This window comes from Pseudomonas sp. NBRC 111132 (assembly GCF_001320565.1).
GTDB classification, from domain to species: Bacteria; Pseudomonadota; Gammaproteobacteria; order Pseudomonadales; family Pseudomonadaceae; genus Aquipseudomonas; species Aquipseudomonas putida_P.
The window spans coordinates 1-16,644 of record NZ_BCBI01000032.1; the positions used below are offsets into that span (position 1 = coordinate 1).

General features: G+C 60.6%; 19 protein-coding genes and 1 tRNA gene. 4 read left to right on the forward strand and 16 right to left on the reverse strand.

Translation table 11 applies throughout. The features are described from left to right. Positions 1-43 precede the first annotated feature (43 nt). On the forward strand, positions 44-1,222 hold the full coding sequence (locus APH35_RS16180) for a tyrosine-type recombinase/integrase (RefSeq protein ID WP_046787169.1): 1,179 nt from the start codon (positions 44-46) through the stop codon (positions 1,220-1,222). A gap of 69 nt (positions 1,223-1,291) precedes the next feature. Here APH35_RS16180 and APH35_RS16185 read toward each other — a convergent pair. The 9 genes from APH35_RS16185 to thrS all read right to left on the reverse strand — a co-directional run bounded on the left by APH35_RS16185 (position 1,292) and on the right by thrS (position 8,767). Next, positions 1,292-1,368: transfer RNA gene (locus APH35_RS16185), tRNA-Pro, on the reverse strand. A gap of 101 nt (positions 1,369-1,469) precedes the next feature. After that, a complete protein-coding gene (locus APH35_RS16190) occupies positions 1,470-1,826 on the reverse strand; it encodes a MerR family transcriptional regulator (RefSeq protein WP_003250681.1) in 357 nt (118 codons plus the stop codon). Beyond that, entirely contained in the window at positions 1,807-2,109 is a 303-nt protein-coding gene (gene ihfA, locus APH35_RS16195) for an integration host factor subunit alpha (protein ID WP_003250679.1), read from the reverse strand. Before ihfA ends, APH35_RS16190 begins: the two co-directional genes overlap by 20 nt. Positions 2,110-2,113: 4 nt before the next feature. Continuing rightward, positions 2,114-4,495 (reverse strand): phenylalanine--tRNA ligase subunit beta, encoded by a 2,382-nt coding sequence (gene pheT / locus APH35_RS16200; protein ID WP_012273092.1) that lies wholly within the window; start codon positions 4,493-4,495, stop codon positions 2,114-2,116. Positions 4,496-4,528: 33 nt separating this feature from the next. Then, entirely contained in the window at positions 4,529-5,545 is a 1,017-nt protein-coding gene (pheS, locus tag APH35_RS16205; protein ID WP_003250674.1) for a phenylalanine--tRNA ligase subunit alpha, read from the reverse strand. A 109-nt stretch (positions 5,546-5,654) separates the two neighbouring features. After that, positions 5,655-6,011 (reverse strand): 50S ribosomal protein L20, encoded by a 357-nt coding sequence (gene rplT / locus APH35_RS16210; RefSeq protein ID WP_003250671.1) that lies wholly within the window; start codon positions 6,009-6,011, stop codon positions 5,655-5,657. A gap of 27 nt (positions 6,012-6,038) precedes the next feature. Continuing rightward, positions 6,039-6,233, reverse strand: a complete 195-nt coding sequence (gene rpmI, locus APH35_RS16215; protein WP_003250667.1) for a 50S ribosomal protein L35 — start codon at positions 6,231-6,233, stop codon at positions 6,039-6,041. A gap of 60 nt (positions 6,234-6,293) precedes the next feature. Continuing rightward, a complete protein-coding gene (gene infC / locus APH35_RS16220; protein ID WP_012052879.1) occupies positions 6,294-6,845 on the reverse strand; it encodes a translation initiation factor IF-3 in 552 nt (183 codons plus the stop codon). After that, on the reverse strand, positions 6,845-8,767 hold the full coding sequence (gene thrS, locus APH35_RS16225; RefSeq protein ID WP_012273093.1) for a threonine--tRNA ligase: 1,923 nt from the start codon (positions 8,765-8,767) through the stop codon (positions 6,845-6,847). Before thrS ends, infC begins: the two co-directional genes overlap by 1 nt. A gap of 337 nt (positions 8,768-9,104) precedes the next feature. Between thrS and APH35_RS16230 the strand changes: the two genes are divergently transcribed. Together APH35_RS16230 and APH35_RS16235 are read left to right on the forward strand one after the other, a co-directional pair. Then, positions 9,105-9,410 carry a hypothetical protein gene (locus APH35_RS16230; protein WP_012273094.1) on the forward strand — a complete coding sequence of 102 codons (306 nt, stop codon included), beginning with the start codon at positions 9,105-9,107 and terminating at the stop codon, positions 9,408-9,410. A gap of 163 nt (positions 9,411-9,573) precedes the next feature. Continuing rightward, on the forward strand, positions 9,574-9,786 hold the full coding sequence (locus tag APH35_RS16235; RefSeq protein WP_012273095.1) for a cold-shock protein: 213 nt from the start codon (positions 9,574-9,576) through the stop codon (positions 9,784-9,786). A gap of 124 nt (positions 9,787-9,910) precedes the next feature. Here the strand turns inward: APH35_RS16235 and APH35_RS16240 are convergent, their stop codons facing one another. Continuing rightward, positions 9,911-10,231 (reverse strand): I78 family peptidase inhibitor, encoded by a 321-nt coding sequence (locus tag APH35_RS16240; RefSeq protein WP_060493920.1) that lies wholly within the window; start codon positions 10,229-10,231, stop codon positions 9,911-9,913. A gap of 273 nt (positions 10,232-10,504) precedes the next feature. Between APH35_RS16240 and APH35_RS16245 the strand changes: the two genes are divergently transcribed. Beyond that, positions 10,505-10,717 carry a hypothetical protein gene (locus APH35_RS16245; protein ID WP_041166542.1) on the forward strand — a complete coding sequence of 71 codons (213 nt, stop codon included), beginning with the start codon at positions 10,505-10,507 and terminating at the stop codon, positions 10,715-10,717. Here the strand turns inward: APH35_RS16245 and APH35_RS16250 are convergent. From APH35_RS16250 to APH35_RS16275, 6 genes are read right to left on the reverse strand one after another with little or no spacing between them, the layout of a single operon-like run. After that, positions 10,689-11,690 carry a nucleoside hydrolase gene (locus APH35_RS16250; protein WP_060515098.1) on the reverse strand — a complete coding sequence of 334 codons (1,002 nt, stop codon included), beginning with the start codon at positions 11,688-11,690 and terminating at the stop codon, positions 10,689-10,691. The two genes, APH35_RS16245 and APH35_RS16250, sit on opposite strands and share 29 nt — an antisense overlap. 57 nt (positions 11,691-11,747) lie before the next feature. Further along, positions 11,748-12,146 carry a D-ribose pyranase gene (gene rbsD, locus APH35_RS16255; protein ID WP_012273099.1) on the reverse strand — a complete coding sequence of 133 codons (399 nt, stop codon included), beginning with the start codon at positions 12,144-12,146 and terminating at the stop codon, positions 11,748-11,750. Next, positions 12,143-13,051 carry a ribokinase gene (rbsK, locus tag APH35_RS16260; RefSeq protein ID WP_012273100.1) on the reverse strand — a complete coding sequence of 303 codons (909 nt, stop codon included), beginning with the start codon at positions 13,049-13,051 and terminating at the stop codon, positions 12,143-12,145. The genes rbsD and rbsK overlap by 4 nt, the downstream gene beginning before the upstream one ends. A 15-nt stretch (positions 13,052-13,066) precedes the next feature. Beyond that, positions 13,067-14,089, reverse strand: a complete 1,023-nt coding sequence (locus tag APH35_RS16265; RefSeq protein WP_012273101.1) for a LacI family DNA-binding transcriptional regulator — start codon at positions 14,087-14,089, stop codon at positions 13,067-13,069. A gap of 4 nt (positions 14,090-14,093) precedes the next feature. Next, the gene (locus APH35_RS16270) at positions 14,094-15,089 is read right to left on the reverse strand and encodes an ABC transporter permease (protein ID WP_060515099.1); all 996 of its coding nucleotides are present in this window, start codon (positions 15,087-15,089) and stop codon (positions 14,094-14,096) included. Further along, positions 15,086-16,639, reverse strand: a complete 1,554-nt coding sequence (locus APH35_RS16275; protein ID WP_060515100.1) for a sugar ABC transporter ATP-binding protein — start codon at positions 16,637-16,639, stop codon at positions 15,086-15,088. Before APH35_RS16275 ends, APH35_RS16270 begins: the two co-directional genes overlap by 4 nt. Between the last annotated feature and the right edge of the window lie 5 nt (positions 16,640-16,644).

Sequence of the window (16,644 nt, forward strand, 5' to 3'; positions counted from 1 at the left end):
AGGACAACAATCGGCCCCGCAGCGAGCGCCGAGGAGATGATACATGGCGCGAAAAACGATCACCGGCCTCTACGAGAAGGGCGGTGTCTGGCAAATCGACAAAGTCTACAAAGGGGAGCGAATTCGAGAGAGTACTGGAACTGGTGACCGGGAAGAAGCAGAGCAGTACTTGATCCACAAGCTCGAGCAGATGCGTCAACGGAAGGTGTACGGCGTTCGGCAGGTGCACACCTGGGAGGAGGCGGCAATGCGCTACCTCCTTGAGGTCAAGGATCAGCCCTCCATTCACCTGACTGCCTTGTGCATGAAACAGCTTCACCCGTACCTGGGCCACCTACCGCTGACGCACATCGATGACCAGGCGCTGGAGCCGTTTATCAGGGATCGGCAGACAGAAAAGGTTCTGCCGGATGGGACCATTGAAAAGGCCGTGAGCAACCGGACGATCAACATCGCCATCGAGCGCGCGGTCCGGGTTTTGACGCTCTGCGCCAGGAAGTGGCGAGACGATGATCGCCGCCCATGGCTGGACAGTGTACCCATGCTGAGAAAGCTCGAAGAGAAGAAGTCGAGCCGCAAGCCCTACCCTATGTCATGGGAAGAGCAGTCGATCCTCTTCAACGAGTTACCGGGCCATCTGCAAACGATGGCCCTGTTCAAGGTAAACACGGGCTGCCGGGAGCAAGAGGTGTGCAAGCTGAGGTGGGATTGGGAGATATCGGTGCCGGAACTGGGAACCAGTGTTTTCCTGATCCCTGCTGACTTCGGCGGGAGACACGCCCGGTCTGGCGTAAAGAATGGCGACGAGCGCCTGGTGGTGCTGAACAACGTGGCCAAGTCGATTATTGAAAGGCAGCGCGGGATCAGCAAGGAATGGGTATTCCCATACAACGGCACAGCGATGCACCGGATGAACGATTCGGCATGGAAGAAGGCACGGGTGAGAGCGGCGAAACTCTGGCAGGAGGAAAACCTTCGCCCCGCTCACCCTGGATATGCCTCGATCAGGATTCACGACTTGAAGCACACCTTCGGTCGACGACTGCGGGCAGCAGGCGTTACAGAAGAGGATCGGAAGTCACTGCTCGGGCACAAGAACGGCAGCATCACCAGCCACTACTCCGGCGCTGAGCTGGGCAAGCTGATTGAGGCTGCGAACATGGTATCAACAACTGACTCTCGCGGGCCGGTGTTGACGATCTTGAAGAGGAAAATCGGATGAAGTCCCGAAAAACTCCCCACATGCAAAAACGAAAAAGCCACCCGAAGGTGGCTAAGTCGTTGAAATATATGGTCGGGACGGAGTGATTCGAACACTCGACCCCTTGCACCCCATGCAAGTGCGCTACCGGGCTGCGCTACGCCCCGACTCTATTCTCGATACTGCTGAGAACGATGAAGAATCTACCCTAACCTCCTGATAAATGAAAGCTTTTTCTCAAAGAATTTTCACTTACCAGCAAACAAGCTCATTTCTTCAACACTACCAACACATCCTCCAACTCAACAATCATCTGACGAATCAGTTGCTTGTATTGGCTGGATTCATCCTTAGCCTCATCACTGGAGAGCCTCAACCGGGCGCCGCCAATGGTGAACCCCTGGTCATAAAGCAGCGCACGAATCTGGCGGATCATCAGCACATCCTGGCGCTGGTAATACCGCCGGTTGCCCCGCCGCTTCACAGGGTTAAGCTGGTCGAACTCCTGCTCCCAATACCGCAGCACGTGCGGCTTAACCGCACAAAGCTCACTCACTTCACCAATGGTGAAGTAGCGCTTGCCCGGTATGGGGGGCAGTTCGTCGTTATGGCTTGGTTCCAGCATAGGCCTCAACCCGGGCCTTCAACTTCTGCCCTGGACGAAAGGTGACGACGCGCCGTGCAGTGATCGGGATCTCTTCCCCTGTCTTGGGGTTGCGGCCCGGCCGCTGGCGTTTGTCGCGAAGGTCGAAGTTGCCGAAACCGGACAGCTTCACCTGCTCGTTCTCTTCAAGTGCGTGCCGAATTTCTTCGAAAAACAGCTCGACCAATTCCTTGGCCTCACGCTTGTTAAGCCCCAGCTCCTCGTACAGCCTTTCGGCCATCTCAGCTTTCGTCAGAGCACCCATGCCGTTATTTCCTTAACGTGGTGTTCAACCTTTGTTCGAGCGAGGTGAGGATGTTTTGCAGGGTAGTGTTCACCTCATCGTCGTTAAGAGTGCGCGATGGATGCTGCCAGGTCAAGCCGACGGCAAGGCTTTTTCTATCAGGATCAATGCCTTTACCTTGGTAGACATCAAACAGCCTGAGGTCTGTGAGCCATTCGCCTGCATTGTCACGAATTAATTCAAGCACCGCGCTAGAAGCTACATCACGCCCTGCGATCAAGGCCAGGTCGCGACGGGTTTCCGGGAACTTGGACAGCTCGCTGAACTTCGGCAGGCGGCCTTCGACCACGTCGCCCAGCACCAGCTCGAACAGGAATACCGGGCGGTCCAGGTCCAGGGCCTTGGCCAGCTCTGGGTGGATGGCGCCGAGGTAGCCGACCAGTTTGCCGTCACGCTCGATGGCGGCGGTCTGGCCTGGGTGCAGGGCTGGGTGCTTGCCGGCGCTGAAGGTGAAGTCGCTCAGGGCACCGGAGTAGCCCAGCAGGGCTTCCACGTCGGCTTTGACGTCGAAGAAGTCGACGCCGTCCCGGCCGTTGGCCCAGCCTTCTGGCAGGCGGCTGCCAGTGATTACGCCGGCAATCATCGGCTGCTGCTGCAGGTCACCGAGCTGGCCGACAAAGCGCAGGCCGCTTTCGAACAGGCGCACGCGGTCTTGCTGGCGGTTCAGGTTGTGCTGCAGCGCCTTGACCAGGCCCGGCCACAGGGACGCGCGCATGGCGGCCATGTCGCTGGAGATGGGGTTGGCCAACAGCAGCGGCTCTACGCCCGGGCTGAACAGTTCGAACAGTTTCGGGTCGATGAAGCTGTAGGTGATGGCTTCCTGGTAGCCGCGGGCAACCAGCAGACGACGCAGGGTCGGCAGGTCACCGCGAGTCTCTGGCTTGCCCTGGGGGGCCAGGCGGGCTTGCGGGTAGCGAACCGGCAGGTTGTTGTAGCCGTACAGGCGGGCCAGTTCTTCGATCAGGTCGACTTCCAGGCTGATGTCGAAGCGATGGCTCGGGACGTTGACGGTCCACTGCCCTTCCCCGTTGCGAGTGGTGGTCAGTTCCAGGGCGTTGAGCAGTTGCTCGACCTGGGCTGGGTCCATTTCCATGCCGAGCATCTGGGTGATGCGTTCGGCGCGCAGGGTGACAGGGGCCACTTGCGGCAGGTGCTGTTCGCTGACGGCTTCGACGATCGGGCCGGCTTCGCCACCAACGATGTCCAGCAGCAGCTGAGTGGCGCGCTCCATGGCTTCGCGGGCCAGCTGCGAGTCGACGCCGCGTTCATAGCGGTGCGAGGCATCGGTGTGCAGGCCGTAGGAGCGGGCTTTACCGGCGACGGAAATCGGCTCGAAGAACGCGCTTTCCAGGAACAGGTCGCGGGTTTTTTCGGTATTCACACCGCTGTGCTCGCCACCCATGACGCCGGCGATGGCCAGGGCGCGGGTGTGGTCGGCGATCACCAGGGTATCGGCACGCAGGGCCACTTCCTGGCCATCGAGCAGGACGAGCTTTTCGCCCTCTTCAGCCATGCGCACGCGGATGCCGCCGTTGATTTCCGCCAGGTCGAAGGCGTGCATCGGCTGGCCAAGTTCAAGCATCACGTAGTTGGTGATGTCGACGGCGGCGTCGATGCTGCGCACGTCGCTGCGGCGCAGGCGCTCGACCATCCACAGTGGGGTTGGCTTGCTGAGGTCGACGTTACGGATAACACGGCCCAGGTAGCGTGGGCAGGCAGCCGGGGCACTGACTTCGACCGGGCGCACTTCGTCGTGGGCCGCCGCTACGGCTGGCACGACCGGACGAGTGACCGGGGTGTCGTACAGGGCGCTGACGTCGCGGGCCAAGCCCGCGATGGACAGGCAGTCGCCACGGTTGGGGGTCAGGCCGATTTCGATGCTGGCATCGTCCAGGCTCAGGTACTTGCGAATGTCTTCGCCAACCGGGGCGTCAGCCGCCAATTCCAGCAGGCCATCGTTCTCTTCGCTGATTTCCAGCTCGGCAGCCGAGCACAGCATGCCGAAAGACTCGACGCCGCGCAGCTTGGCCTTTTTGATCTTGAAGTCGCCAGACAGCTCGGCGCCGATCATGGCGAACGGGATCTTGATACCTGGGCGGGCGTTAGGCGCGCCGCATACGACCTGGAAAGTTTCCTGGCCGTTGGTCACCTGACACACGCGCAGCTTGTCGGCGTCCGGGTGTTGTTCGGTGGCGAGGATTTCGCCCACGACGATGCCGCTGAACTGGCCGGCAGCGGGGGTAACGCTGTCGACTTCGAGGCCGGCCATGGACAGGCGGGCGACCAGTTCGTCACGGGAGACTTGCGGGTTTACCCAACCGCGCAGCCACTGTTCACTGAATTTCATGCTGTTCTCCTGAAAGTTGCGTCGGGCATTGACCTAGCGGAATTGCGCGAGGAAGCGCAGGTCGTTGTCGAAGAACAGACGCAAATCGTTGACGCCATAGCGCAGCATGGCCAGGCGCTCGGCGCCCATGCCGAAGGCGAAGCCCTGGAACTCTTCAGGGTCGATGCCGGACATGCGCAGCACGTTCGGGTGCACCATGCCGCAGCCCATCACTTCGAGCCAGCCAGTTTGCTTGCACACGCGGCAACCATTGCCGGAACACATCACGCACTGGATGTCGACTTCAGCGGAAGGCTCGGTGAAGGGGAAGAACGATGGGCGGAAACGTACCGCCAGTTCTTTTTCGAAGAACACGCGCAGGAATTCTTCGATGGTGCCCTTGAGGTCGGCGAAGTTGATGTCGCGATCGATCAGCAGGCCTTCGACCTGGTGGAACATCGGCGAGTGGGTGATATCCGAGTCGCAGCGGTATACGCGGCCAGGGCAAACAATGCGGATTGGCGGCTGAGTGGACTCCATGGTCCGCACCTGCACCGGCGAGGTGTGGGTACGCAGCAGCATGTTGGCATTGAAGTAGAAGGTGTCGTGCATCGCCCGGGCCGGGTGGTGGCCAGGGATATTGAGCGCTTCGAAGTTATGGTAGTCGTCTTCGACCTCTGGGCCTTCGGCGATGCCGTAGCCGATGTGGGTGAAGAACTGCTCGATGCGCTCGAGTGTACGGGTGATCGGGTGCAGGCCACCGGTGGCCTGGCCGCGACCTGGCAGGGTGACGTCAATGCACTCGGCAGCCAGGCGAGCGCTGAGCTCGGCTTCTTCAAAGGCGGCCTTGCGGGCATTGAGCACAACGGTAACGCGCTCTTTGGCGTCGTTGATCAGCGCGCCAACTTTCGGCCGCTCTTCGGCTGGCAGGTTGCCCAGGGTCTTCATCACCTGGGTCAGCTCGCCCTTCTTGCCGAGATAATTAACCCGGATCTGTTCCAGGGCGTTGATGTCTTCAGCGCGTTCCACGGCCTCTAGGGCTTGGGAGACCAGCGCATCCAGGTTTTCCATGTACAGACTCCAGATACGAAAATAGGGGAAGAGCTTTGAAGGCTCTTCCCCTATCGATGACGTTCAATGCCCGACAGCGCTAGCGCCGCCGGGTGATTGTCGCGGGTACTTAAGCCAGAACGGCTTTAGCTTTCTCGACAATCGCAGCAAACGCCGCTTTTTCGTTCACTGCCAGATCAGCCAGAACCTTACGGTCGATTTCGATCGAAGCCTTTTTCAGGCCAGCAATCAGACGGCTGTAGGACAGACCGTTGGTGCGGGCACCGGCGTTGATACGAGCGATCCACAGTGCGCGGAACTGACGCTTCTTCTGGCGACGGTCGCGGTAGGCGTATTGGCCTGCCTTGATGACCGCTTGCTTGGCTACACGGAATACGCGCGAACGTGCACCGTAGTAACCTTTAGCCAGTTTCAGAATTTTTTTGTGACGCTTACGAGCGATAACGCCGCGCTTAACACGAGCCATGAGTAACTTCCTCTATCTTAACCAGAATTAACGAACGCGCAGCATGCGCTCGACTTTTGCTACGTCGGACGGGTGCAGCAAGCTGGCACCGCGCAGTTGACGCTTACGCTTGGTCGACATTTTGGTCAGGATGTGGCTCTTGAAAGCGTGCTTGTGCTTGAAGCCCGAAGCTGTCTTCAGGAAGCGCTTCGCAGCACCGCTTTTGGTTTTCATTTTTGGCATGTTGGAACTCCGCATTCGATAAAATTACACATAATCATCAGGCCTGCCGTGCCCGGGAGATTACTTCTTTTTCTTGGGGGCGATGACCATCATAAGCTGGCGTCCTTCCATCTTAGGATGCTGCTCAACGGTGCCGTATTCGGCGAGGTCGGCTTCGACCCGCTTCAACAGCTCCATGCCCAGCTCCTGGTGGGCCATCTCACGACCACGGAATCTCAGAGAGATCTTGGCCTTGTCCCCATCGGTAAGGAAACGTACCAGGTTGCGTAGTTTTACCTGGTAATCCCCATCCTCCGTCCCTGGACGAAACTTGATTTCTTTGATCTGGATCTGCTTCTGGTTTTTCTTGGCTTCGTTAGCCTGCTTCTTCTTCTCGAAGAGGTGCTTGCCGTAGTCCATGACCTTGCAGACCGGTGGTACCGCGTCTGCAGAAATTTCTACCAGATCCAGCTTCGCTTCATCAGCGATACGCAGCGCTTCATCAATCGAGACGATGCCAACCTGCTCGCCGTCTGCGCCAATTAACCGAACCTCGCGGGCCGAGATATTCTCGTTGATCGGGGCCTTCGGTACAGCACGCTTATCGTTTCTCATTTCACGCTTAATAGTCATTACTCCGATTCTTGGCGACCACGCCGGGAAACCGCTTGTGTCAGCAACTCAGCGAATTGGGCGACGGGCATGGAGCCCAGGTCTGCGCCTTCGCGAGTACGCACAGCGACGGTTTGCGTTTCGACTTCGCGGTCCCCTATAACCAAAAGGTACGGGACCTTGAGCAAAGTATGCTCGCGGATTTTAAAGCCGATCTTCTCATTTCTCAAGTCCGACTTGGCACGGAAACCGCTACCGTTCAGAGATTTCTCTACCTCGAGGGCGAAATCGGCCTGCTTGTCGGTGATATTCATGATCACCGCCTGGGTCGGGGCCAGCCACGCCGGGAATACGCCAGCGTAGTGTTCGATCAGCATGCCGATGAAGCGTTCGAACGAACCGAGAATGGCGCGGTGCAGCATGACCGGGCGAACACGGCTGTTATCTTCGGCGATATAGCTGGCATCCAGGCGTTCTGGCAGGTTCGGGTCGTACTGCAGGGTACCGCACTGCCAGTTACGGCCGAGGCAGTCGCGCAGGGTGAACTCGATTTTCGGGCCGTAGAAGGCGCCCTCGCCTGGCTGGTATTCCCACTCAAGGCCCGATTCGTTCAGGGCGTCGGCCAGCGCCGTTTCGGCACGGTCCCACAACTCTTCAGAACCTACACGCTTGGCCGGACGGGTGGACAGCTTCATGGCGATGTCGCTGAAGCCGAAGTCCTTGTACACGTCCAGGGTCAGCTTGATGAAGTCGGCAGCTTCTTTCTTCACCTGCTCTTCGGTGCAGAAGATGTGCGCGTCGTCCTGTACGAAGCCACGCACGCGCATGATGCCGTGCAGGGCGCCAGACGGCTCGTTACGGTGGCAGGCACCGAACTCGGCCAGGCGCAGCGGCAGGTCACGGTAGCTTTTCAGGCCCTGGTTGAACACCTGCACGTGGCACGGGCAGTTCATCGGTTTTACCGCGTAGTCACGGCTTTCCGACGACGTGGTGAACATGTTCTCGGCGTAGTTGGACCAGTGGCCGGAGCGCTCCCAGAGGATACGGTCGACAACTTGCGGGGTCTTGATTTCCTGGTAGCCGTTTTCACGCTGCACGCCACGCATGTACTGCTCGAGTACCTGGTAGACGGTCCAGCCGTTGGCGTGCCAGAACACCATGCCTGGGGCCTCTTCCTGCAGGTGGAACAGGTCGAGCTGCTTGCCGATCTTGCGGTGGTCGCGCTTTTCGGCTTCTTCGATGCGCTGGATGTAAGCGGCCAACTGCTTCTTGTCAGCCCAGGCGGTGCCATACACGCGCTGCAGCTGCTCGTTCTTGGCATCGCCGCGCCAGTACGCGCCGGACAGCTTGGTCAGCTTGAATGCCTTGAGGAAGCGAGTGTTCGGCACGTGCGGGCCACGGCACATGTCGACGTATTCTTCGTGGTAGTACAGGCCCATGGCCTGCTCATCCGGCATGTCTTCGACCAGGCGCAGCTTGTAGTCTTCGCCACGGGCCTTGAACACATCGATCACTTCGGCACGCGGGGTCATCTTCTTGACCACGTCGTAGTCTTTCTCGATCAGCTCCATCATGCGCTTTTCGATAGCGGCCATGTCTTCAGGGGTGAAGGGGCGCTCGTAGGCGATGTCGTAATAGAAGCCTTCGTCGATCACCGGGCCGATCACCATCTTGGCGGTCGGGTACAGCTGCTTCACGGCGTGGCCAACCAAGTGGGCGCACGAGTGACGGATGATCTCCAGTCCCTCTTCATCTTTAGGGGTAATGATCTGCAGGGTGGCGTCGTTGCTGATCAGGTCGCAAGCATCGACCAGTTTGCCGTCGACCTTGCCGGCCACGGTGGCCTTGGCAAGGCCCGCGCCGATGGAAGCGGCTACGTCGGCTACGGATACGGCGTGATCAAACGAACGTTGACTGCCATCGGGAAGAGTAATAACGGGCATGGCGCCTCCTCTCCTAGTGGTGACCCCTACCAAAGGTCACGTGGGTTGGGATGAGCCAGTACAAGATCCGACCTGCCTTTCTTTAAGGAAAGCCTGCCTCACAGTGGCAGAAGCCTTTCGACTTGTCAGGGACGAACCAGAGTGACTGGAAAGAAAAAAGATAGCTGTAGCCGGCAACAACGCGACCACAAGCCGAGCATGCTAGCACGCGGGTTGCACCCCAGGCAGAAATATTTGGAAATTGCACCGCAGCGGTGAACTATCAGGAAAAAATGCCTATCAGACCTTGGGAAGCAACCTACTCTTGATGAGACCTTAACCCAAGGAGTAACTGGTTATGCGAGTTCCGTCTCTTCTGGCCCTGGCGGCCGCTGGCGCCCTGCTGCTGCCCGTGGCTGCGAACGCCGGCAACTTCCCACCTGGGAAGGAGGCCGGCTACATGACCCAGTGCACGCAGGTGGCCAGCGGCCAGGGTGTTGACGCTGCCACTGCGAAAAAGCACTGCGACTGTGGCGCGCAAGCCATCAAAAAGAATTTTACCGATGCCGAGATTGCCGACCTGGACAGCCAGGATGGCGTGGACGCCAAGCTGATGCAGAAGGCCCAGACGGTCGTTCAGCAGGCTTGTAAACCAAAAAGCTGAAACCTTAAAGCCAAGGTTGGCGAGCGATTCTTTGCCTTGAATCAACATCCGATGAAGGTAAAAGGCGCTACATCCGCAGAATTAGACTATGATGTCATCTGTGCCAGACAGCTCAGGCGTCTATGGCACTTCGAAAAATTTCAAGTTTCTGGAGATTCATCCCATGTCCAATCGCCAAACCGGCACCGTCAAATGGTTCAATGATGAGAAAGGCTTCGGCTTCATCACCCCACAAGGCGGCGGCGACGACCTGTTCGTTCACTTCAAGGCCATCGAATCTGACGGCTTCAAGAGCCTGAAAGAAGGCCAAACTGTTTCCTTCGTCGCCGAGCGCGGTCAGAAGGGCATGCAGGCTGCACAGGTTCGTCCGGAGTAATTCGGAAGCTGTAAAAAAACCCGCCCTTATGGCGGGTTTTTTTATGGGCGTTTGCATGGGCTGAGTGAAATGGCCTATGCGGGCACGCCATGTTTCGGGGGCCTGATGGCCCCTCAGCCCTGCATCAACCGCAGTTGACGCGGGTCACGTTGCCCTGCTCGTCCACATTCAGGTTCAAGCGCTCGGAGCGGTATTCCAGGGTAACCACGTCGTGCGGCTTGAGAATACGCGCCATTTGCGAGCCGCTGGCCTTGCGCGCCTGCTCCAACAATTCGGCGCTGGCCGGCTTGCCAATGGCAAAGTCAGCGCCGCTGGCTTCGCAACGGCCGTCGTTGCCTGCTGGCGTGGCCGGCGCAGCACCACCACCAGCGTTGTCACCAGTGCTGCAACCAGCCAGGACAGCAGCCACCGCCAGGGTTGCCAGGTAAGCACGGGTACGGAACATGAAGCCTCCTAAATCGGTCTGGGAACTGCCTGATCCGACAGCTCCACTCATCATTTGTTGCAAAACCGGCCAAGTCTGCCTGAACTGCAGCTGCGAGGCGAAAAGCAATCGTGACCGGATTTTGCACAACCCACTGCGTTTGCCATATGCTTAGCTCGCACGATCACTGGCGCAAAGCCATGATTTGTTGCAAGAAGTGGAGCGCATCCCGCCTCCATCGAACACCAGGGTCAGGTGTTCCCCTTCGTTCCGGGCCCCAAGCGAGAGCTTTTCATGAGCACCCACAACATCGATGCCGATATCAAGGTCAAATGGGCCGAGGGCCAGAGCGCGTACAGCCCCGGCACACCGGAGGAGCTGCTGTTGATTGGCATCGACCTGCTGGTGCGCGATCGCGGCGCTGAAGCCGCGCGCGGCTTCATCGAGCAAGTGCTTGAGCGTTACGCGCCGCACCCGGTTATTCCAATCGTGCCAACCGGGCGCTGAGCAGATCGAACAGCCCCTGGGCATCGCCCTGCTCCACCCACAGCACATTCGCCGGCTGCTTGAGCACGCCGTACCAGTCGGCAATCGTCTGGCCAAACGTTGGGCCTTCGCGGCTGTCGACGCTCATGTGAATGCGCCGGCCACTGAAAAGCTCGGGCTTTAACAGGTAGGCGATGACGCTGGCGTCGTGCACCGGGCCGCCGGGCATGCCGTACAGGTCCATGTCGTGGGTGATGTAGGCATTGAGGATATCTACCACGCGTTTGCTGGCCTGGTTATTCACGGCGGCCAGTTGCTTCAGGCGGGCGTCGCTGGTCAGCAGCTTGTGGGTGACATCCAGCGGCAAGTAGGTCAGTTGCACGCCGCTGGCCAACACCACTTCGGCGGCGTGTGGGTCGGCGTAAAGGTTGAACTCCGCCGCCGGGGTGATGTTGCCGCCGTTGAAATGGGCACCGCCCATGACGACCACCTCTTTGATGCCCTTGACGATGTCTGGGCGCTGAATCAACGCCAGGGCCAGGTTGGTCTGCGGGCCGAGCATGGCCACGGTGATGCTGTGGGGTGTGGCCGCGCCGAGGGTGTCGATCAGGTACTGCACGGCATTGCCCTGGGCCTGGGGCTTTTTCGGCTCGTGCACCGGTACGCCAGTGAGGCCTTCTTCGCCGTGTACGTCGGCAGCATAGATAGGTGTGCGCACCAACGGGCGACCGGCACCGGCGTAGACGGGGATATCTTCGCGCCCCGCCCATTCGCGAGCCAGGCGCGCGTTGCGCGAGGTTTTTTCCAGACGCACGTTGCCAGCCACTGTAGTGATGGCGCGGATGTTGAGTTCGTCGGGTGAGGCCATGGCCAGAAACAGCGCGACCACATCATCGGCGCCAGGGTCAGTGTCGATGATCAGGTCGATAGGGGCGGCCTGAAGGGTGGAAGCAGTGGCCATGAAGGCGATTCCTTGTAGCAGGGGTTTGAGCATGGGTGGCACTCCTGTTGCCTGGGTGGCGGTTTCCGGGGCCGCTTTGCCCCCCCGCCCTTAGAAGGTGACGCCGGATATGAGGGCGATGTTGCTGTAGGGCTGGCATTCACCTGTGCGCACCACTGCACGGGCACTGCGCGAAAGCACTTTGAAATTCTCATGGCTCAGCCATTCGCGCTTGCCCAGCTTGCCCTTCAGTCGCTCGATTTCGACCAGCGCTGGTGGCACGACTTTCTGCATTTCTTCAGCCAGCACGTGCCGCTCTACCTGCAATTCGCTCAGCACTGCCCGCAACACGCTGGCGAAATCCGGCAACCCTGGGGTAACGGCCAGGTCGATCATCTCCACGCCCGGCGGCACCGGTAGCCCGGCATCACCGATCACTAGAATGTCACCATGCCCCATGCCGGCAATAACCCGCGACAGGGCAACGTTCAGCAATGGGGTTTTCTTCATGGTGTCAGCTCCGCCAGGTAAGGAATCGACGGCTGGGCACCGGCACGGGTGACCGACAATGCGGCGGCACGCTGGCCAAACACAATAGCCTCGCCCTCCTCCAGCCCCCGCACCAGCCCGGCCGCAAAGCCACCGACAAAGGTATCGCCGGCAGCGGTGGTATCCAACGGTTGCACCACCGACGCCGGATAGTGCTGGTGGCCTTGAGCAGTAATCCGCAAGGCCCCTTGCGCACCCAGGGTGATGATCACTTTCCCCGCCCCCAGTTGCAGCAGCCGCTCGCCAGCGCGCCGGGCGCTTTCCTGGTCGGTCACCGCCATGCCGGTCAACGCTTCGGCCTCGCTTTCGTTAGGGGTGAGGTAATCGATATGCGCAAACCAGTCCGCCGGCAAGGGACCGGTAGCAGGTGCTGGGTTCAGGATTACCTGCTTACCCAGCTCATGCCCTCTGGCCAGGGTCCAGGCCACGGTTTCGGCCGGCACTTCCAGTTGGCAAATGATCACTTCAGCCGCCTGCAACAGCGCATCGAAACGCTGCACCGACCGTGGCGTAAGCAGGCCGTTGGCGCCGGGAATGATAACGATACAGTTCTGGCTGGCGGCATCCACGGTGATCAGTGCGACACCACTGGAAACCCCTGGGCACGTGCTTACGCCCTGGCAGTCGATACCCTCGACGTACAATGCCCGGTGCAGTTGCCGACCATAATCGTCGTCCCCCACATTGCCGATCATCGCCACGCTACCGCCCAACCGTGCCACTGCCACGGCCTGATTAGCGCCCTTGCCGCCCGGCACGGTGAAAAAGCTTTCGCCGGGGAGTGTTTCGCCGGCCCTGGGCAGGCGCTGCGCGCGGGCCACCAGGTCCATATTGAGGCTGCCGACCACCACAACCTTGGCATTCATGACATTTCCTTAGCGTTAGCGGTAATCATTGAACAGGTCCGGGCGTGGCCCGGTGGACTCACGCAAGACGATGCGCGGGGCAATGATGCGTTGCTCTGCCGCGCCTTGCCGGGGTGTACCGATACGCGTCAGCAACAGTGAAGCGGCACTTTCGCCCAGCTCGCGAATCGACTGGCCCACCGTGGTCAACGGCGGGTAGACGTAGCGGCTGAGTTCGATGTCGTCGAAGCCGATCACCGACAGTTCGCCGGGTACGCTGATATTGCGTTCGGCTGCAGCGCGCAGCACGCCGAAACCAATCATGTCATTGCCGGCAAAAATTGCCGTGGGCCGCTTGCCCTCCAGCACCTGCGTTGCCGCCGCATGGCCACCTGGGCTGGTGAAGTCGCAGTGCAGCACACGGTTGCCCAGCAGGGGCGCACCGGCTTCGATCATGGCGCGGCGAAAGCCGCACAGGCGCAGCTGAGTAACCCCGGTTTCGGCAGGGCCGCCGATGTAGGCGATGTCGCGATGGCCAAGCTCCAGCAGGTGCTGGGTGGCCAGGTACGCGCCATGCTCGTGGTCGATACGCACCAGGTCGGCATCGACGCCCTCCAGCTCACGGTCGACGATGACCATGGGCGTGCGTACACAGGCCAGGCTTTGCAGCAGGTCGCTGTCCTGGCCCACCGAGGCTACCACCAGGCCGTCGATGCGTTTTTCCAGCAGCACGCGCAGGTAACTGCGCTGCTTCTGCGGGTTGTCGTCGGAGTTGCACAGGATCACACAATAGCCGTTGCGTTCGCAGGCGTCTTCGATACCCCGCGCCAGCTCGGCGAAGTACGGGTTGACGCTGTTGGGCACCAGCAGGCCGATGGTGGCCGTGCTACGCGCCTTGAGTGAGCGGGCCACCGCACTGGGCACATAATCCAGTTCGATAATGGCGGCTTCCACTTTCAACCGCACCTGTTCGCTGACGGGTCGGGTCTTGTTCAGTACATGGGACACGGTGGTGTAAGAAATACCCGCCAGCGCCGCGACATCTTTGATGGTTGCCATGTTGTCAGTTCCGCCGGGCTGCACGCCGGCTGCGGTAAGTGTCGAGCACCACGGCGATGACGATCACCGCCCCGGTGATGATGCGTTTGGTTGGTTCGCTGGCGCCGATCTGCGCCAGCCCGGCGGCCAGTACGGAAATGATCAGTACGCCAAAGAAGGTGCTGATAACCGAGCCACGCCCGCCCATCAGGCTGGTGCCGCCGATCACTACAGCGGCAATCACCTGCAGTTCCAGGCCGGAGCCAGCATTGGGGTCGGCGGCTTCCAGCCGCGAGATCTGGAACAGCGCGGCCAGGCCGGCGAGCAGGCCCATCAAGGCGAACACCAACACTTTGTAGGGCCGCGGGTCGATACCGGCGAGGCGTACGGCTTCTTCGTTGGTGCCAATGCCAATCAGGTAGCGGCCGAATACCGTACGGGTCAGCACCAGCTGGGCCAACACGATTACCAGCAAGGCAATGATGAAGGCTGGCGAAATACCAAAGGCGACCGGGTTGGAGAACCAGGCATAGGCATCGCCAATATAGGCGGTGCGCGAGTCGGTGAACTGGTAGGCCAGACCACGGGCCATTTCCAGCACGCCGAGCGAAACAATGAATGACGGGATGCGCCAGGCCACGGTTACGCACCCGGTAATGCTGCCGGCCAGCGCGGCCACGGCCATGCCCAGCATCGCCGAGGGCAGCACGCCCCAGCCCCAGCCGAGAATCGCCACGCTCACCGCGGAGGCAGCCAGCGCCAGCACCGAGCCCACCGACAGGTCGATACCGCCGATAATCAGCACGAAGGTCATGCCCACCGCCAGTACCATCAGGTCCGGGATCTGGTTGGCCAAGGTGCTGAAGGTGCTGTAAGACCAAAAGTGGCTGCTGAGGAATGAGAACAACACGATCATCGCCAGCAAAGCGCCAGCCAAGCCCAAGTAAGTGGCCAAGCCAAAGTACGTGCCACTGCGGCGCACGGGAGCGACGCCTTGGCTGTCTAGCGGGGTGGTTTTCATGCATTCTTCCTGGGTGCTGCATCGTGCAGCAGTGCGTCACGTTTCTGATATCCGGCAAAGGCGGCGGCCAACAGCTGATCCTGAGTCCAATGCTCACGCTCGAAGGTGTCGATCAGGCGGCCGGCGGACAGCACAGCGATGCGGTCGCAAATCAGCATCAGCTCGCGCAGGTCGCTGGACACCACCACCAGGGCCTTGCCCTGGCGCGCCAGTTCGGCCAGCAGGCCATAGATGTCGAACTTGGCGCCCACATCGATGCCACGGGTAGGTTCGTCGAACAGCAGCACCTGGCAATCGCGCTCCAGCCAGCGGCCGATCACCACCTTCTGCTGGTTGCCGCCAGACAGCTCGCCCACTACCTGCTGCGCGCCGGCACTGCGAATGCGCATGGCCTGGATCTGGCGTTCGGCCAGGGCTTGCTCTGCCTGGCCATCGAGCACGCCGGCCCGCGATACCGCGCCCAGGTTACCCAGGGCGATGTTGGCGCTGATCGACTGCGTCAGCAGCAGGCCCTCGCCTTTGCGGTCTTCGGTAATCAGCGCGATACCCGCCCGCACGGCGGCCTTGGGCGAGTCGATGGTTACCGCTTGAAGTGGCTGGCCGAGCGCGATGCTGCCACTGTCGGCACGGTCGGCACCGTAGATCAGCCTCAGCAGCTCGGTGCGGCCGGCGCCGATCAGGCCGGATATGCCAAAGATTTCCCCTGCCCTGACCTCGAACGACACCTCGCGCACCTTGTCAGCACGGCTTAGCTTGTCGACCTTGAGCAAGGGGGCACCGATCTGCCGGCGGCCCAGGTCGATATGCTCGCCCAGTTCGCGGCCGACCATCAGGTTGACCAGTTCGGCACTGCTGTAGCGCTGTATCGGCTCATCGCACACCAGTTTGCCATCGCGCAGCACAACGATGCGCTGAGCCACGCGCTGCAACTCTTCCAGGCGGTGCGAGATATAGACGATGGCCACGCCACGCTGGCGCAAGCGCTCAATCTGGGTGAACAGCAACTCCACCTCGCGCGCAGTGAGCATGGCAGTGGGCTCGTCGAAGATCAGCACATGGCAGTCACCGATCAGGTTGCGGGCGATTTCGACCATCTGCTGATGCCCGATACCCAACTCGCCCACCGGGGTATCCGGGTCGATGGCATCGAGCCCGACCTGGGCCATGGCGGCCGTGGCCAATTGGCGCAGGCGCTTGTGGCTGATCCAGCCAAAGCGGCTGGGCAGGTTGTCGAGGAACAGGTTTTCCGCCACGGTCAGTGTCGGCAGCAGGTTCAACTCCTGCATGACCATGCGTACACCGAGGCGCTCGGCCTCGCTGCGGCTGGCGGGCGCGTAGGCCTGGCCGCGATAGGTCATGAGCCCGGTGGTGGGCACCTCCAGGCCACTGATGAGCTTGGACAGGGTACTTTTGCCCGCACCGTTTTCGCCGGTCAGGGCCAGCACTTCGCCGGCGCGCAGGCTCAGGCTGACGTCGCCTAGCACGGGCTGGGCGTAAGTCTTGCCCAACCCACGGGCGGCGAGTACCACTTCGTTGGCCAATGCAGGCATGGCCG

What these genes read in the sequence shown, in the direction of transcription:
- APH35_RS16230 (WP_012273094.1), top strand. Translation starts at nt 9,105, where the DNA reads ATGCGAGTTCCGTCTCTTCTGGCCCTGGCGGCCGCTGGCGCCCTGCTG.
- APH35_RS16275 (WP_060515100.1), bottom strand. Translation starts at nt 16,639, where the DNA reads ATGCCTGCATTGGCCAACGAAGTGGTACTCGCCGCCCGTGGGTTGGGC.
- rpmI (WP_003250667.1), bottom strand. Translation starts at nt 6,233, where the DNA reads ATGCCAAAAATGAAAACCAAAAGCGGTGCTGCGAAGCGCTTCCTGAAG.
- thrS (WP_012273093.1), bottom strand. Translation starts at nt 8,767, where the DNA reads ATGCCCGTTATTACTCTTCCCGATGGCAGTCAACGTTCGTTTGATCAC.
- ihfA (WP_003250679.1), bottom strand. Translation starts at nt 2,109, where the DNA reads ATGGGTGCTCTGACGAAAGCTGAGATGGCCGAAAGGCTGTACGAGGAG.
- infC (WP_012052879.1), bottom strand. Translation starts at nt 6,845, where the DNA reads ATGACTATTAAGCGTGAAATGAGAAACGATAAGCGTGCTGTACCGAAG.
- rplT (WP_003250671.1), bottom strand. Translation starts at nt 6,011, where the DNA reads ATGGCTCGTGTTAAGCGCGGCGTTATCGCTCGTAAGCGTCACAAAAAA.
- APH35_RS16235 (WP_012273095.1), top strand. Translation starts at nt 9,574, where the DNA reads ATGTCCAATCGCCAAACCGGCACCGTCAAATGGTTCAATGATGAGAAA.
- APH35_RS16190 (WP_003250681.1), bottom strand. Translation starts at nt 1,826, where the DNA reads ATGCTGGAACCAAGCCATAACGACGAACTGCCCCCCATACCGGGCAAG.
- pheT (WP_012273092.1), bottom strand. Translation starts at nt 4,495, where the DNA reads ATGAAATTCAGTGAACAGTGGCTGCGCGGTTGGGTAAACCCGCAAGTC.
- APH35_RS16270 (WP_060515099.1), bottom strand. Translation starts at nt 15,089, where the DNA reads ATGAAAACCACCCCGCTAGACAGCCAAGGCGTCGCTCCCGTGCGCCGC.
- rbsK (WP_012273100.1), bottom strand. Translation starts at nt 13,051, where the DNA reads ATGAATGCCAAGGTTGTGGTGGTCGGCAGCCTCAATATGGACCTGGTG.
- APH35_RS16265 (WP_012273101.1), bottom strand. Translation starts at nt 14,089, where the DNA reads ATGGCAACCATCAAAGATGTCGCGGCGCTGGCGGGTATTTCTTACACC.
- APH35_RS16250 (WP_060515098.1), bottom strand. Translation starts at nt 11,690, where the DNA reads ATGCTCAAACCCCTGCTACAAGGAATCGCCTTCATGGCCACTGCTTCC.
- pheS (WP_003250674.1), bottom strand. Translation starts at nt 5,545, where the DNA reads ATGGAAAACCTGGATGCGCTGGTCTCCCAAGCCCTAGAGGCCGTGGAA.
- APH35_RS16180 (WP_046787169.1), top strand. Translation starts at nt 44, where the DNA reads ATGGCGCGAAAAACGATCACCGGCCTCTACGAGAAGGGCGGTGTCTGG.
- APH35_RS16245 (WP_041166542.1), top strand. Translation starts at nt 10,505, where the DNA reads ATGAGCACCCACAACATCGATGCCGATATCAAGGTCAAATGGGCCGAG.
- APH35_RS16240 (WP_060493920.1), bottom strand. Translation starts at nt 10,231, where the DNA reads ATGTTCCGTACCCGTGCTTACCTGGCAACCCTGGCGGTGGCTGCTGTC.
- rbsD (WP_012273099.1), bottom strand. Translation starts at nt 12,146, where the DNA reads ATGAAGAAAACCCCATTGCTGAACGTTGCCCTGTCGCGGGTTATTGCC.